This window comes from Acidisphaera sp. S103, from assembly GCF_009765975.1.
In the GTDB taxonomy this organism is placed as follows: domain Bacteria; phylum Pseudomonadota; class Alphaproteobacteria; order Acetobacterales; family Acetobacteraceae; genus Rhodopila.
The window spans coordinates 75394-90047 of the sequence record NZ_LMUJ01000042.1; the positions used below are offsets into that span (position 1 = coordinate 75394).

Consider the following 14654-nt stretch of genomic DNA (forward strand, 5'->3'; position numbering starts at 1 on the left):
CGCCCCCTGGGTCCTCGCCGGCCTGTTGGTCCTGCCGCTGCTGTGGTGGCTTCTCCGCGTCACCCCTCCGGCCCCACGCTCCGAAATCTTCCCCGCCGTCCGCTTCCTCCTCGGCCTGAACGCTACGGAAGAAACCCCCGCCCGCACCCCCTGGTGGCTGCTCGCGTTCCGCCTGCTGGCCGCCGCGCTGGTGATCGTCGCCCTCGCCCGCCCAGTGCTGGACGCCGGGACCGTCCTCGCCGGCAAAGGCCCCGTCCTGCTGGTGATGGACAACGGCTGGGCCTCGGCGAGCGACTGGATCCGCCGCAAGGAAGCCGCCGGCGCCCTTCTGGACCGAGCCGAACGGGCCGGCCGCAAGGCGGCTCTGCTGACCACCGCGGAAGACGACACCGGCGCCCCGATCGCGGTGTCCGCCACCATGCCGGTGGCCGACCTGCGCGCCCGCCTCGCCCCGATGCAGCCGCGTCCCTGGCCGTCGGACCGAGCCGCCGCGGCCGACGCGATGCAGAAGTGGCGCAGCAACGGCAACACCGACGCCTCGGTGATCTACGTGCCGGACGGCCTGACCGACGGCCTGGATTTCGACCGCTTCGCCGCCGCCCTTCGCGCTACCGGCCCTGTGACCGAAATCTGCTGCGACACGGCATCTGCCTCGCTGCTGCTGCCCCCCACCAGCGAGGCCGACAGCCTCGTCGTCCACGTCTCCCAGGCCCCGCGAGCCACACCCACCCAGGCAAGCGTGCTGGCCCAGAGCGGCGACGGCCGCACCCTGGCGCGCACCGACGTCACGGTGCCGGCCGGCGCGTCGGTCGCCTCGGCGCCCATCCCGCTGCCGCCGGAACTGCGCAACCGGCTGACCCGGCTGGTGCTGGACGGGCCGCCCAGCGCCGGATCTGTTGTGCTGCTGGACGAACGCTGGCGCCGCCGCCCCGTCGGCCTGCTGGCCGGCGACCTGTCCACCGCCGACACGCCGTTCACCGGCTCCATCTACTTCCTCAAGCGCGCGCTCGGACCGTTCACCGAACTCCGCGAAGGCGATACCGACACACTGCTGAAGCGCGACATCTCCGTCCTGGTCCTGGCCGACCGCCCACTTCAGGCCGGCCCCGAACGCGACGCCCTGACCGCCTGGGTGCGCAAAGGCGGGCTGTTGATCCGCTTCGCCGGCCCGCGCACCGCCGAAGCCGCCAACAACGACACCGATACACTGCTGCCGGTGCGCCTGCTGGCCGGCGATCGCCAACTCGGTGGCGCGATGTCATGGAGCCAGCCGGCCGGCCTCGCCCCATTCCCCGCCACCTCACCCTTCGCCGGTCTGACGGCGCCGGATGACGTGAAGATCACCCGTCAGGTGCTGGCCGAACCCAGCGCCGACCTGGCCGGACGCACCTGGGCGGCGTTGGAGGACGGCACGCCGCTGGTAACCGAAATACCCGAGGGCGCCGGCCGTGTCGTGCTGTTCCACGTCACCGCCAACGCCGACTGGTCCAACCTGCCGCTGTCCGGCCTGTTCGTCGACATGATGCGGCGGCTGGTGCAACTGTCCGTCGGTGTCGCCAGCCCGCCGGGCAACGCCACACTGGCGCCCGCCCAGACCCTGGACGGGTTCGGCCTGCTGACGCCGCCGCCGCCATCCGCCACGGGACTGCGTGCCGATAAATTTGCCTCCACCCCGGTGTCGCCACGCCACCCGCCCGGATTGTATGGACCGGAGAGCAGCCGTCAGGTGCTGAACCTGTCCACCAATCTCGCCGCCCCCGAACCCGCTCCACCGATCGCCGGCGCTACCCTGGAAACCGTCCACGGATCGGCCCGTGAACGCGCTTTGGGACCGCCGCTGCTGGCGCTTGCGGTTGTGCTGCTGGCGATCGACATGCTGATCTCCCTGGCACTGCGCGGACTGCTGCGGCCCCGCATCTCGGCCGCCGCCGTTGCGCTGCTGATACTGGCCTCCCCGGCCGCGCACGCCCTGGACAGCAACCCCAACCCCGCGATCGCCACCCGGCTCGGCTACATCCTGTCCGGCGATTCCCGCGTGGACACCGTCGCCAAGGCCGGGCTGGAGGGATTGTCGGAATACGTCAACGCCCGCACAGCCGCGACGCTGTACGAACCCGACGGCGTGCAGCCCGGCCAGACCGACCTCAGCCTGTATCCACTGTTGTATTGGCCGATCACCGCCGACGCCCCCGACCTGACCGCCCAACAGGCCGCCGCGCTGAACGACTACATGAGCCGCGGCGGAATTATCCTGATTGACACACGCGATTCCGGATCGGGCGCCGGCTTCGCGCCGGGCACCGAGGACGCGCTGAAACGCATCGCCCGCAGCCTGATCGTGCCGCCTCTGGCGCCGCTGACCGGTGAACACGTGTTGTCGCACGCATTCTACCTGCTGTCGGATTTCCCCGGCCGTTTCACCGGCGACACGGTGTGGGTGCAGCGCGACCAGGACCGCACCAATGACAGCGTCAGCCCGGTGATCATCGGCGGCAACGACTGGGCCGCCGCCTGGGCGATGAATCCCGACGGCAGCAATCCCTATGCGGTGATCCCCGGCGGCCAGCGCCAGCGCATCACGGCGTATCGTTTCGGGGTCAATCTGGTGATGTATGCGTTGACCGGCAACTACAAGGGCGACCAGGTCCACGTGCCAGCCATCCTGCAACGGCTGGGCCAGTGATGCGGTCCCATCGCTTCCCGCACGCGTCATGGCCTGGCATGCCCGGGCCGCCTGACGGGGGCCATGCGGGCAAAACGCCAGTTTGCATCGGCGTCGATACACCAACCTCGTCATGGTCCGGCATGCCCGGGCCGCCTGGCGGGGGCCATGCCGGCAAAACGCCAGTTTGCATCGGCGTCGATACACCAACCTCGTCATGGCCCGGCGTCAGTCCGGGCCATCTGACCCGGCACCGGCGGCGATCGTTGCCGGAAAGCGCCCAACGATCGGTCCAAGCCGATCCGACTGCAAAGAATTTTAACGCAGATGAACGCGGATCAGTAGGGATGCACGAAGATCAAAGCGCCCGTATGACCATCCGGGACAAACCGATCCGCCTTCCCCGCTCCGCGGCTTGCAGTGTTCCTCTTCCGGAGATGGACGCTCATTTGCGTGCATCCCTGCTGATCCGCGTGCATCTGCGTTTGGAATCCTGTGCTTCCACCCCCAGGTCGGCCGCCACTTTCGGCACAGGCCGGGCGGTCGATGACTTAGGCAAAGCAGAGGGCCCGACCTGGCGCCGGGCCACGAGGAACCAAAAGCTGGCCGCGACGTGGGTTGATGTCAGCGACTCCACCATCCCCAGCCCGGACGGTAGACAAAGCGTGTTCCCGATCTGATGCGCCCCGAACAGGTCATCGCCGCGATCCACTTCGATCCGCTGCTGCCGGTGTGGCTGCTGGTCGCCCTCGGCGTACTGTCGCTGGCGTTGGTCGGCCTGGGCCTCTGGCGGCGCGCCCAAGGCACGCTTTTGCGCCTGGCCGCCTTCGCCGTGCTGCTGCTATGGCTGGCCGGCCCCCGCCTGGTGCAGGAAACCCGCGAATCGCTGCGCGACATCGGCCTGCTGGTGGTCGATCAGTCGGCGTCTATGCAGGTCGGCAACCGAACCCAACTAGCCGACGCCGCCCGCCAGTCGATCCAGGCCCAGGCCGCCCGCTTCCCCGACCTGGAATTGCGCACCGTCACCGTCCCGGAATCCGGCAACGCCGGTACACAACTGTTCGCCGAGGTCGATCGCGCGCTGGCCGACATCCCGCGCTCCCGCCTCGCCGGCACTATCGCCATCACCGACGGGCAGATCCACGACGTGCCGAAGGCCGCGCCCAGCGGCGCCCCGCTGAACCTGCTGCTGACCGGAAAAGGCGAGGAAACCGACCGCCGTCTGCGTGTCATCGAGGCACCCGGCTACGGCATCGTCGGCAAATCCGTCACCCTGCGCGTCGCCATCGACGACCTCGGCACCAGCGGCCGCACCGGCCCCGCCACCCTGACCGTCCGCCGCGACGGCCAACTGTTCCGCACCGAAAGCGTGCCGGTAGGCATTGAGGAACGCATCGAGGTCCCGATCACCAGGGCCGGCCCGACGGTGATCGAGATGGCCGCCAGCCCGCTACCCGGCGAGGTCTCGCAACTGAACAACCGCGCCGTCGTTGAAATCAACGGCGTGCGCGACCGGTTGCGGGTCCTGCTGATCTCGGGCGAACCGCATCCCGGCGAACGCACCTGGCGCCGCCTGCTGAAAGCCGATCCGTCGGTCGATCTGGTGCATTTCACCATCCTGCGGCCGCCCGAAAAGGACGACCGGACGCCGCTGAACGAACTGGCCCTGATCGCCTTTCCGGTGCGTGAGCTGTTCGTCGACAAGATCGGCGAATTCGACCTGATCATCCTCGACCGGTTCCAGAACCGGGGCCTGTTGCCGTTGCCCTATCTGGCGAACATCGCCAGCCGCGTGCGCCAGGGCGGCGCGCTGCTGATGAGCGTCGGGCCGGAGTTCACCGGTGCCACCAGCCTGGCGTCCACCCCGCTCGGTTCCGTGCTGCCCGGCGGTCCGGCCTCCGGCAACGCCGTCGTCGATGGCAAGTTCCAACCCTGGGTCACCGATCTGGGCCAGCGGCATCCGGTGACCGAGGGCCTGCTGGGCGCCAATCCGCCCGGCGACGACGGCAAGGCCCCGACCTGGGCGTCCTGGTATCGCCGGATCGAGCCCGGTCCAATCAACGGCGAGGTCCTGCTGCGTACGCCCGACGGCCAGCCCCTGCTGGCGCTGGACCATGTTGGCGAAGGCCGCTCCGCCCTGCTGCTGTCCGACCAGATCTGGCTGTGGTCGCGCGGCCACGAAAGCGGCGGCCCGCAGGCCGAACTGCTGCGCCGGATCGCCCACTGGCTGATGAAAGAACCCGAACTCGAGGAAAACGCCCTCACCGCGCGTGTCACCGACGGGCGGCTGCGGATCGAAAGCCGCTCCACCGATGCCGGCCCACCGGCGGACGTCGTGGTCACCGATCCGGACGGCAAGAAGGAAACGGTGAAGCTGCACGAGGACTCCCCAGGACGCGCCACGGCGGAGCGGGCAGCGCCAGTGCCGGGCGTGTGGCAAGTGACCCAAGGCGCACGATCCGCTTACGCCGCCGCCGGTGCGGCCAACCCGCCGGAGCTGGCCGATCTGCGGGCGACCGCCACCGTGGCCGGACCGCTGGCCAGGGCATCCGACGGCGGCGTTCATTGGCTGGGCGCCGGCGGCGTGCCGGAACTGCGCCGCACCGAGGACGACCGGTCGGCCTCGGGCAGCGCATGGATCGGCCTGCAACGTCGCCATGACCACGTGGTGACCGGCGTCGCGGCGCTGGAACTGCTGCCCGGATGGCTGTCGCTGCCGATGATGATCGGACTGCTGATCCTGGCATGGCGGCGGGAGGGACGGTAGGATCGCCACGCGCTGACCAGCCCCCCATATGGGGGCGTTGTCGACCGCCGGGATTGGGAGCAAATCCTCGATCGATCTTTTAGGGGTCGATCCCTTGGGGGGAGCAAAGGACGCCGATGTCGCACCTTGATCCGCTGCTGCTGGCCCGCACCCAATTCGGCTTCACCATCTCCTTCCACATCATCTTCCCCGCCATCACCATCGGCCTGGGCAGTTACCTCGCGGTGCTGGAAGGGCTGTGGCTGCTGCGGAAGAACCCGGTCTACATCGACCTGTATCATTTCTGGTCCAAAGCCTTCGCCGTGAACTTCGGCATGGGCGTCGTCTCCGGCCTGGTCATGGCCTACGAATTCGGCACCAACTGGAGCGGCTTTTCCACCTTCGCCGGCGGCGTCACCGGCCCCCTGCTCGCCTACGAAGTGCTGACCGCGTTCTTCCTCGAGGCCGGCTTCCTCGGCGTCATGCTGTTCGGCTGGACCAAGGTCGGCCCCGGCCTGCATTTCTTCGCCACGGTGATGGTGGCGGCCGGCACCATCGTGTCGATGACCTGGATCCTCGCCTCCAACAGTTGGATGCAAACCCCGCAAGGCTACGAGATCATCGACGGCCGCGTCGTCCCCACCGACTGGCTGAAAGTGATCTTCAACCCGTCCTTCCCCTACCGGCTGGTGCATATGGGACTGGCCGCCTACCTGGCGACCGCCCTGTTCGTCAGCGCCGCCGGCGCGTGGCACCTGCTGAAGCACCGCGACAACCCGCGGGTGCGGACCATGTTCTCCATGGCGATGTGGATGATCTTGATCACCGCGCCGATCCAGATCCTCGCCGGCGACCAGCAGGGCCGCAACACGCTACAATATCAACCGGCCAAGATCGCCGCGATGGAGGGCCACTGGGCCAACACCCCCGGCGAGGCCGTACCGCTGATCCTGTTCGGCTGGCCCGACATGGCCGACCAGAAAACCCTGGACGCGGTAGAAATCCCGCATCTAGGCAGCCTGATTCTGACTCACAGCTGGGACGGCCAATTCCCCGGCCTGGATGACTTCCCCGGCCCCAATCGGCCAGATTCAACGATCATCTTCTGGACCTTCCGAGTCATGGTCGGCCTGGGAATGCTGATGCTGCTGCTGGGTCTCGGCGGCGCCTGGTTCCGCTGGCGAGGGCAACTGTACCACCAGCGCCTGTTCCTCCGCTTCGCCGTGGCGATGGGACCCGCCGGCCTGATCGCGCTGCTCGCCGGCTGGATGACGACGGAAATCGGCCGCCAGCCCTGGATCGTCTACGGCGTGATGCGGACCTCCGACGCGGTGTCCCACCACTCCGCCCTGGCGATGAGTGTCAGCCTGGTGATCTTCGTCGTGATGTACTGCGCAGTGTTCGGCACCGGCATTTCCTACCTGCTGAAAGTGGTGGCACAGGAGCCGTTACGCAGCCCACCCATCCCCTCCACCGACGACCCCCATCTCCGCCCCGCTCGGCCTTTGTCCGCGGCGCCTGATATCGATCCGACACCCACCAGCGGGAGGACATGACGATGGGCATCGACCTGCCGCTGATCTGGATCCTGATCATCGCCTTCGGCCTGATGATGTACGTGGTGATGGACGGCTTCGACCTGGGCATCGGCATCCTGTTCCCGTTCGTGCCGCTCCGCAGCGACCGTGACCTGATGGTCAACACCGTCGCCCCGGTGTGGGACGGCAATGAGACCTGGCTGGTCCTCGGTGGCGCCGGCCTGCTGGCCGCCTTCCCCCTGGCCTACTCGGTCCTGCTGAGCGCGCTCTACATCCCAGTCGTGCTGATGCTGATGGGCCTGATCCTGCGCGGCGTCGCGTTCGAGTTCCGCTTCAAGGCCGACGAATCGCACCGGCCGTTCTGGGACGTCGCCTTCGCCGGCGGTTCTTACACGGCGGCGTTCTTCCAGGGCGCCGCGCTGGGCGCCTTCATCGACGGCTTCACGGTCACCGGCCCATCCTACGACGGCGGCGCGCTGGATTGGTTGACGCCGTTCAGCGTGTTCACCGGGATCGGCGTGATCGTCGCCTACGCGCTGCTGGGCAGCACCTGGCTGACGATGAAGACCGAGGGCGCGCTGCAAGGCCGCATGATCCTCTATGCCAAGCGGATCGTGCCGGTGCTGCTGGTCGGGATCGGCATCGTCAGCCTGTGGACTCCCCTGGCGCACGCCGCCATCGCTCGGCGCTGGTTCTCGGTGCCCGACATCTTCTATTTCGCGCCGGTGCCGATCCTGGTGCTGGCCACAAGCTGGCAGTTGATGCGGCTGCTGACCGGTGGCTCGGACGGCAAGGTGCCCCACGCCGGGCCATTCCTGCTGGCGCTGTTCCTGCTGTTCCTGGGCTACAGCGGCCTGGCGATCAGCCTGTGGCCGAACATCATCCCACCCGGCGTGTCGTTCCGAGCCGCCGCCGCGCCGCCGCAGAGCCAGGGATTCGCGCTGGTCGGCGCCCTGCTGATCGTCCCGATCATCCTGGCCTACACCGGCTGGGCCTACTACGTGTTCCGCGGCAAGGTCCGCGAAGGCGAAGGCTATCACTGATGTGGGCCCGCCGGGTCCTGTGGCTGGTCGCTATCTGGTCGGCGAGCGTACTGGCCCTGGGCGTGGCCGCGCTGCTGATGCGCGGCCTGATGAGCATGGCCGGGCTGACCGGATAGCAATCCCGCCCGCCGTCCGTTTGTACGGCAGAAGAGCGTCCCGATTGATGCCAACCGGCGTGACTCCTTATTGACCGGTTCTGTTTCACCGTCATGGGCATGACCGCAGCGCCGCGGATTGGTCAAGGAAAAGGCGAAACGCCAAGACGCCAAGAAACGCCAAGGGAAACTGTGCCAACAACACAGGCACCTCTTAACACAGCTTGCCCGATCGCTGTCGACCGCTGGGGCACTGGCGAGTCCACAGGCACGCATTCTTGGCGTCTTGGCGTTTCGATTCTGGTCAGTCGGATTTCGTTCTTCTACACGTCGTCGGCTCGCCGGCCGCTTATGCGGCGCGGCACATTCCTGGCGGCTGTCATCTGCCTCACGGCCTGATCACCGCGGAGCGTGTCGCCGTGTTGTGGCCGGGGGATACCCTGTTCGTCGTCTATTGCGCCGGCCCGCACTGCAACGGCGCCGATCAGGCGGCCTTGAAGCTCGCCCGATTAGGACGTACCGTGAAAGTCATGATCGGCCGCCTTACGGGGTGGGCGGACGAAGGTTTCCCATTCGCCAGTGGTATCGAACCCGATCCTTGATGGTCCCGAGGTGAATCATGGCGATCAGCGTTCAGGAAGAGAATCCCCGCCAAGCCGAGATCGCTTCGCTTCTTCAGCTATCCGATGCGGTGGCAGCCTCACTTTACCCGAACGCGTATCGCCGGCCGTTGGATCCGGAGACATTAGCTGTGCCCGGCATCTCGGTTTTCGTTGCCCGCACCGATGAGCGCATCGCCATGGGATGCTGCGCCCTGATCGACGGGCATGATGGCACCGCCGAGTTGAAACGTATGATCGTTAACCTCGGATTCAGGCAGCATGGCGTCGGCCGATCCCTGTTGCGGGCGGTGGAAGCAGCGGCCGTCACCCGTAAAATTCGCCTGATCCAAATGGAAGTAGGCATCCGGAACACAGACGGGCAATCCCTGTATCGCAAGGCCGGGTATCGGGAGCGTGGACCATTCGGGTCATACGAGGCATCGCCGATCAGCCTGTTCTTTGAAAAAGCCATCGGCGAGGGATCCGATACTTAAAGCCGCATGCGGAAATACCGGTACCGTTCTGTGCGGGATGCTCAGCGGGAACCAATCGCCGGCCCGAACCTGGGGTCACCACACGATCTGTTCAAAATCGTACGCTAACGGGCCATGCAGATCGCCATTGCCTTTGGCCGCGATTTTGAAAGAGGGTTCTGAAAGCAAAAAATGGTGGAAGTCCGACTTGCTCCCAATCCATGCACAAACGAACGTTTGTGAAATACAGCAAAGCGAAAGGGCCCAGAGCCAACAGTCGTGTCATCAGCCGCCTTCCCGCACCAACGCCCGTGCCTGCTCTCGCAAGACAAACTTCTGCACCTTCCCGGACGGGGTCATCGGCATCGCGTCCAACAGCACCAGGCGTTCTGGCAAGTAAGCAGGCGCGACCCGCTGTGCCTCCAGGAAATGGCGCATTTCGTCGAACGTGAGGGTCTGTCCCAGCCGTGGCAGCACGAAGGCGCAGGCCCGCTCACCCAGACGCGGGTCCGGCATCGCCACGATCGCTGCCATCTGAACGGCGGCGTGACCGCACAACAGAGCTTCGATCTCCACCACAGGGATGTTTTCTCCGCCGCGGATGATGATGTCCTTCGCCCGCCCGGTAATCCGGATGTAGCCCGCGCCATCCATCCGCGCGAGGTCGCCGGTGTCGAGCCAGCCGTCCGCATTCACCGTGTAGAACCGCGGACGCTTGAAGTAGCCGACGAACTGTGTTGCACCCCGCGTCAGCAACCGACCGGACTGGCCGCGCGGCAGCTCGTTCCCGACCTCGTCCACCACCTGCACTTCGCTGTGCGGCATGGCGATCCCATCCGACTCGCACGCCCGCTCGGGTGGGTCGTCCGGCAGCACGGTGGTTACCGCACTGACCTCGGTCATGCCCCAGATCGCGATCACCTTGCATCCGATCCGCGCCGTCGCGGTCCGCACCAACGCCGCCGGAATTGGCGCACCGCCCGAGATGAAGTAGCGGAGCGAGCGCACATCGCGTCCGGCAATACCTTCGTAGTGCGCGAGGTCGTTGAGAAAGGGTGTCGCGCCCATGCAATAGGTGACCCGCTCCGCTTCGATCAGTCGTGCCGCCGTCGCCGGGTCCCAGATGTCCTGGAGAACTATGGTGCCGCCCAGCATCAGCGGGGTCAGCACGCCGAACAGATAGCCGAGCTGGTGCGCAAGCGGCGTCGGGGAGAAGCCCACGTCACTCGCCGTGAGGCCCATCCGAGCGGCGAAGGGGACGACATTGGCGAACATCGTATTCGCCGTGTGCATGACCCCCTTCGGTTCCCCGGTTGTGCCGGAGGTAAAAATGAGCTGCATGAGGTCGTCCGGCGCGGGGTGCTGTGTTGCCTGCGCGCCGGCGTCCCGATCCGGGTCGAGGAAGTGCCGTGTGAAGGAACTCTCGGCAGTCCCGACCGCGAAGACATGCCGCAAGGTTGGCACCTCCGCCGCCACCTCGTGCGCCATCGCCTCGAAATCGAAACCGCGGAACCGCTCCGGGACGATGAGTACGCGCGTCCCGGTAAGCCTCGCCATGAAGGCGAGCTCCCGGTGTCGCAACACCGGCATGATGGGGTGGGTCACAGCCCCGATCCTGATGCAGCCGAGGACGACCGCCAGAAATTCCCACCAGTTCGGAAGTTGGAAAGAGACGATGTCCCCCCGTCGGATACCGAGTGCATGCAGGCCGTGGGCGATCTTGTCAGCCGCGTGGGCAAGCTGGGCATAGGAGACGCGGATGATTTCTCCGGTGTCGCCGCGCGAGGCCACGATGGCTGTCCGTTCCGGATGTGCGGCAGCGTGCGGCTGGAAGAATTCCGTCAGCACTTTGTCATGCCAGGCGCCACTTCGCCTCATGGCCGTCGCCCGTGCCGCGTCGAGTTGGATAGCCCAATCCGTCTGCCATTCCTGCATTGATCCGCCTCCCCAGGTCGATGGTCGTGGCGTATCAGAGCAGGAACTGAAGCACTTTGCCTGAAATGCAAATGAAAGACCTCTGAAATTGGTATAAGGAAATTGCGGTCGAGATCTCTGTATTGGGGAGCGGATAAAATGCCGGGCGCGACCTACCGATTTGGTCGGTTTACCCTCGATATCCCGCGTGGCCTGTTGCTCGGGCCAGACGGTGCGGTCGCATTGCGTCCCAAGTCCTTTGCGCTGTTGCAGCTCCTGGCGCGGAACCCGGACCGGCTGCTAAGCCATGACGAAATCGCCAGCACGGTGTGGCCTGAGACCACTGCCACCGACGAGAGCATCGTCCAGTGCGTGCGAGACATCCGACGCGTCCTCGGCGCTGACGCCAACACATTGATCCGCACACTGCCTAGGCGCGGCTATGTGCTCGTCTCCGCTGTCCCCCCTGAGGCAACCGCAGACCGGCCCATGCTGGAGGTGCAGCCGGTGGCGCCGGTCCCGGACACCGCGGCCGGACGCGCCCTTGCCGAGAGCCTGACCGAGGAGGTGATGACGGATCTGATCCGACGTCGCGCGGTTCTGATCGCAGCCGGGCCAGACGGGCAGACACGCTATCGGCTCTACGGGAGCATACGCACCGAAGGTGACCGGGTGCTGATCCACATCCGGTTGATCGATCGGGACATCACGGCGCACATCTGGTCGACCCGTTTCGACCGTCATCGAGACGAGCTTGCCGCGTTGCAGCCCAGCCTCGCCCGGGAAATCGCCCGCGCCGCGGAGCAAGCGATTGCCGCCGCGGAGCGCCGGCATGCCCTGCACGGCGCAGTCGAGGCATTTGGACCCTGGCGCCTATACCAGCGAGGGCTTTGGCACAGCTGGCGTTGCACACCCGCCGATAATGCCGAGGCACGGCGCCTGTTTCAGCGCGCGATCGAAGCCGATCCGGCCTTTGCAGCTGGCCACGCCGCTCTGGCGATGACGTATCTCTACGACGGCTTCATCTATGATTTCGCGCCCGGCAGCGACTCCCTGGCTCGTGCCATGGCGATGGCAAATACCGCAGTCCGACTGGACCCCGAGGACGCGACAGTGCGGGCGACTCAGGGAATGTTGACCTTCGTGACCGGAGATATCCGCGCCGCCTGGGACCAGACATCGCTCGCCATGGCACAGGCTGAGGACCTCGCGTGGGCGCGGAGCGTCGGCGGCCTGGTGAAGCTCTATGCTGGTTACCCCTCTGAGGGCCGTTCCCTGCTGCTCCAGGCGCAGCGGATCGCGCCACACGATGTCCACGAAGGGATCACCGTTTCGCAGACAGTCATCTCATATTATTATGATCGAGAATATAAGCAGGCTGTAATGGCGGCGCAGGCTGGGATTGCACGCTATCCGGCCTACCCACTCACACACCGATGGCTTGCCGCCGCACTCGCGCAGCTTGGCCAAAAGCAAGAGGCCCGTGACGCTCTCCGCCAGGCGCAAGCTGTCTCCCGCCAATCATTTCTGGGATACGTCCGCAAACGCCCGTCCTGGTTTCGGCTGGAGAACCACGAGCACATGCTCGATGGCCTGCGCAAAGCCGGCTGGCGTGCGCCTTAGACGTCGTTTGCGCATGAGGTCTGCCAAAAGTCGTTGGCGTACGATTTTGAACAAATCGTCTGGTGACCCCAACCTCCCGCCACCACCTTGTCCAATACCAGATCGCCGACGGGCGGAGCGGATGCCGATCGATGCGGGGTTGATGCCGCTGCCGCGAACCCATCATAGTGAACGCAATCTTGGGAAGGGAGCGAATCGTGCCTGGCAAGCGACAACCTGCGCGTTTTGCTGCGGTCCCCCCATCTGGCGGATCGGTTGACTTACGCCGCCGAACCGCTGGGAGATGAATGCTCCGTTCAGGTATCGGCTTTGGGTCGGCATCGTCTCGGCCATAGCGGTCTTGACAGTTGGCAGCTCGGTTTTTCTGTTACTAAGGCCCTCCCCGTCACGGCAGGTAACGGTTCATCCGTTGCCCGCACGGGCAACGCCCGCGACACAATCGACACCAACGCCTGCCCTCCAGATCCCCATCCAAACCGCCACGATCCCCGAAATCGACGCCCACCGAGGCACCACCCCCACCCTCTTCCACCTTCAGGAAGACCCCGACGTCCTCGTCCTCGATTTTCCCAACCTCCACGACCAGGCCCAGATGCTCAACCGCATCGCGGCCCTGATCGAAAAAGCCGACATGCCCCGCGACCGGGTCGTCACCGAACCGGAACTCGATGCCCACATCCGTGCCGCCGGCGGCGACCCGGACGCCTACTACTACGGCCATGACTACCGCGCCGCCGATCTCGCCCGCTTCTTCCAACTTGCCGCCGACGAGAAAATCCCGCTCAACCCCCAGGAAACCTGGCTGCGCGACACCCTGGACCACGCAGGCTGGCTCGCCCCCAAGGCCAATGGCGCGCTGATCTCCATCCCCGGCATCACCGGCGTCATCGATGCCGCGTCCCGCACCACAATCTTCCGCCACGAACTGTCGCACGCCGTCTATTTCACCGACCCCGCCTATGTCGACCTGACCCAGCGCTTCTGGACCACCATGCTCAACGACACCGAACGGGCCGCGATGACAGCCTTCCTCGGCAAGGACGGTTACGACACCAAGGACGAGGACCTGATGGCCAACGAAGGCCAGGCCTACCTGATCCACACCCGGGATCCACGCTATTTCATGCCCGCAATGGTCGGCATCGACCCGACCCGCGAAGCCACCCTGCGCGGCACCTTCGTCAACACCATTCCCGAACCTTGGCTCAAGGCAAGCGCCCTGGCCGTCGCCCCCATCGTCCCGGCCACCACCGCTCCGCCGGAAATCAGCGCTGAGCCGTCGTCAGCACCAGGGCATCCGCCGCCACATGTCCCCCTGCCTGGCGAAGGGCGGCCATGGCTGCCTCCAGTTCATTGATGAATTTGACCCCGTCCTCCTCCACCGGCCGCCGCACCGGGAACAGCGACTTTGAAGAAACGATGGCAACCACGATGTCGGTCCCATAAGGCGGACTGACCCGCCCGACCAGATCGTCGCCGCCACGCCCGAGCCCAACCAGCGCGCCGGCGTGATACCGCGGCGGAGCGCCAAGATTCGCCTCCATCAGATGACTGACCTGACCGTCGCTGCTCAGGTCGTCCAGCCGCACCTCGCCGTCGAAGTCCGGCATGTTCAGGCGCAGCCTGATTTCTTCCCCCGTTACCAGGGTCGTTTGCCCGCCAATCGACGACAACCTGGCACCGCCGCCGCCCGCGTTGGCGCGCACAAGGTCCGCCAACCGGCACGACAATTCGGTCCGTGGAAACGTCTGCACCGCAACATTGACCGCCGACGGCGACATACGGGCGACAATCGCATTCAGTGTATCGCGAGGCGCGCCCGACCCGATAATGCCCTGGAATGAGGTGACGCCGGACGTCCCCTCGGTCAGCACGGTCACGGTCGAGCAAGGCAGCGCGGCAACCTGGGCCGCCACCGACAACGCCGGCACCGCCGGGGCCGGCGGGGCCGGCGGGGC

The 14654-nt window shown here is 66.2% G+C and carries 11 protein-coding genes; 9 read left to right on the forward strand and 2 right to left on the reverse strand.

Annotation, left to right across the window (positions count from 1 at the left end; genetic code table 11):
* The 7 genes from GSQ89_RS10625 to GSQ89_RS10655 all read left to right on the forward strand — a co-directional run.
* Positions 1-2683: DUF4159 domain-containing protein (locus GSQ89_RS10625; RefSeq protein WP_158924821.1), on the forward strand; the 2683-nt coding region annotated here is incomplete at its 5' end.
* A gap of 658 nt (positions 2684-3341) precedes the next feature.
* Positions 3342-5429 (forward strand): hypothetical protein, encoded by a 2088-nt coding sequence (locus GSQ89_RS10630; RefSeq protein WP_158924823.1) that lies wholly within the window; start codon positions 3342-3344, stop codon positions 5427-5429.
* 116 nt (positions 5430-5545) lie between these two features.
* Positions 5546-6964, forward strand: a complete 1419-nt coding sequence (locus tag GSQ89_RS10635; RefSeq protein WP_158924825.1) for a cytochrome ubiquinol oxidase subunit I — start codon at positions 5546-5548, stop codon at positions 6962-6964.
* A 2-nt stretch (positions 6965-6966) separates the two neighbouring features.
* Positions 6967-7989 (forward strand): cytochrome d ubiquinol oxidase subunit II, encoded by a 1023-nt coding sequence (gene cydB / locus GSQ89_RS10640; RefSeq protein ID WP_158924828.1) that lies wholly within the window; start codon positions 6967-6969, stop codon positions 7987-7989.
* Positions 7989-8105 (forward strand): DUF2474 domain-containing protein, encoded by a 117-nt coding sequence (locus GSQ89_RS10645; protein WP_158924830.1) that lies wholly within the window; start codon positions 7989-7991, stop codon positions 8103-8105. The genes cydB and GSQ89_RS10645 overlap by 1 nt, the downstream gene beginning before the upstream one ends.
* 257 nt (positions 8106-8362) lie before the next feature.
* Positions 8363-8686: a rhodanese-like domain-containing protein gene (locus GSQ89_RS10650; RefSeq protein ID WP_254073158.1), complete on the forward strand. Its 324-nt coding sequence runs from the start codon at positions 8363-8365 to the stop codon at positions 8684-8686.
* Positions 8687-8703: 17 nt separating this feature from the next.
* Complete coding sequence (locus GSQ89_RS10655; RefSeq protein WP_216856107.1) at positions 8704-9180, forward strand: GNAT family N-acetyltransferase; 477 nt, start codon at positions 8704-8706, stop codon at positions 9178-9180.
* A gap of 264 nt (positions 9181-9444) precedes the next feature.
* Here GSQ89_RS10655 and GSQ89_RS10660 read toward each other — a convergent pair whose 3' ends face one another.
* Positions 9445-11094 (reverse strand): AMP-binding protein, encoded by a 1650-nt coding sequence (locus GSQ89_RS10660; RefSeq protein ID WP_158924832.1) that lies wholly within the window; start codon positions 11092-11094, stop codon positions 9445-9447.
* Positions 11095-11232: 138 nt separating this feature from the next.
* On the opposite strand from GSQ89_RS10660, the gene GSQ89_RS10665 reads away from it, so the two are divergent.
* Positions 11233-12696: a winged helix-turn-helix domain-containing protein gene (locus GSQ89_RS10665; protein ID WP_158924834.1), complete on the forward strand. Its 1464-nt coding sequence runs from the start codon at positions 11233-11235 to the stop codon at positions 12694-12696.
* A gap of 409 nt (positions 12697-13105) precedes the next feature.
* A complete protein-coding gene (locus GSQ89_RS10670) occupies positions 13106-14053 on the forward strand; it encodes a hypothetical protein (RefSeq protein ID WP_158924836.1) in 948 nt (315 codons plus the stop codon).
* Here GSQ89_RS10670 and GSQ89_RS10675 read toward each other — a convergent pair.
* Positions 13962-14654 (reverse strand): hypothetical protein (locus tag GSQ89_RS10675; protein ID WP_158924838.1); only part of this gene is annotated, 693 nt, incomplete at its 5' end. The genes GSQ89_RS10670 and GSQ89_RS10675 overlap by 92 nt on opposite strands.

Bases quoted from the DNA above. Each gene is read 5' to 3' on its own strand.
- GSQ89_RS10635 (WP_158924825.1), top strand. From the start codon at position 5,546: ATGTCGCACCTTGATCCGCTGCTGCTGGCCCGCACCCAATTCGGCTTC.
- GSQ89_RS10660 (WP_158924832.1), bottom strand. From the start codon at position 11,094: ATGCAGGAATGGCAGACGGATTGGGCTATCCAACTCGACGCGGCACGG.
- cydB (WP_158924828.1), top strand. From the start codon at position 6,967: ATGGGCATCGACCTGCCGCTGATCTGGATCCTGATCATCGCCTTCGGC.
- GSQ89_RS10630 (WP_158924823.1), top strand. From the start codon at position 3,342: ATGCGCCCCGAACAGGTCATCGCCGCGATCCACTTCGATCCGCTGCTG.
- GSQ89_RS10665 (WP_158924834.1), top strand. From the start codon at position 11,233: ATGCCGGGCGCGACCTACCGATTTGGTCGGTTTACCCTCGATATCCCG.
- GSQ89_RS10645 (WP_158924830.1), top strand. From the start codon at position 7,989: ATGTGGGCCCGCCGGGTCCTGTGGCTGGTCGCTATCTGGTCGGCGAGC.
- GSQ89_RS10655 (WP_216856107.1), top strand. From the start codon at position 8,704: ATGGCGATCAGCGTTCAGGAAGAGAATCCCCGCCAAGCCGAGATCGCT.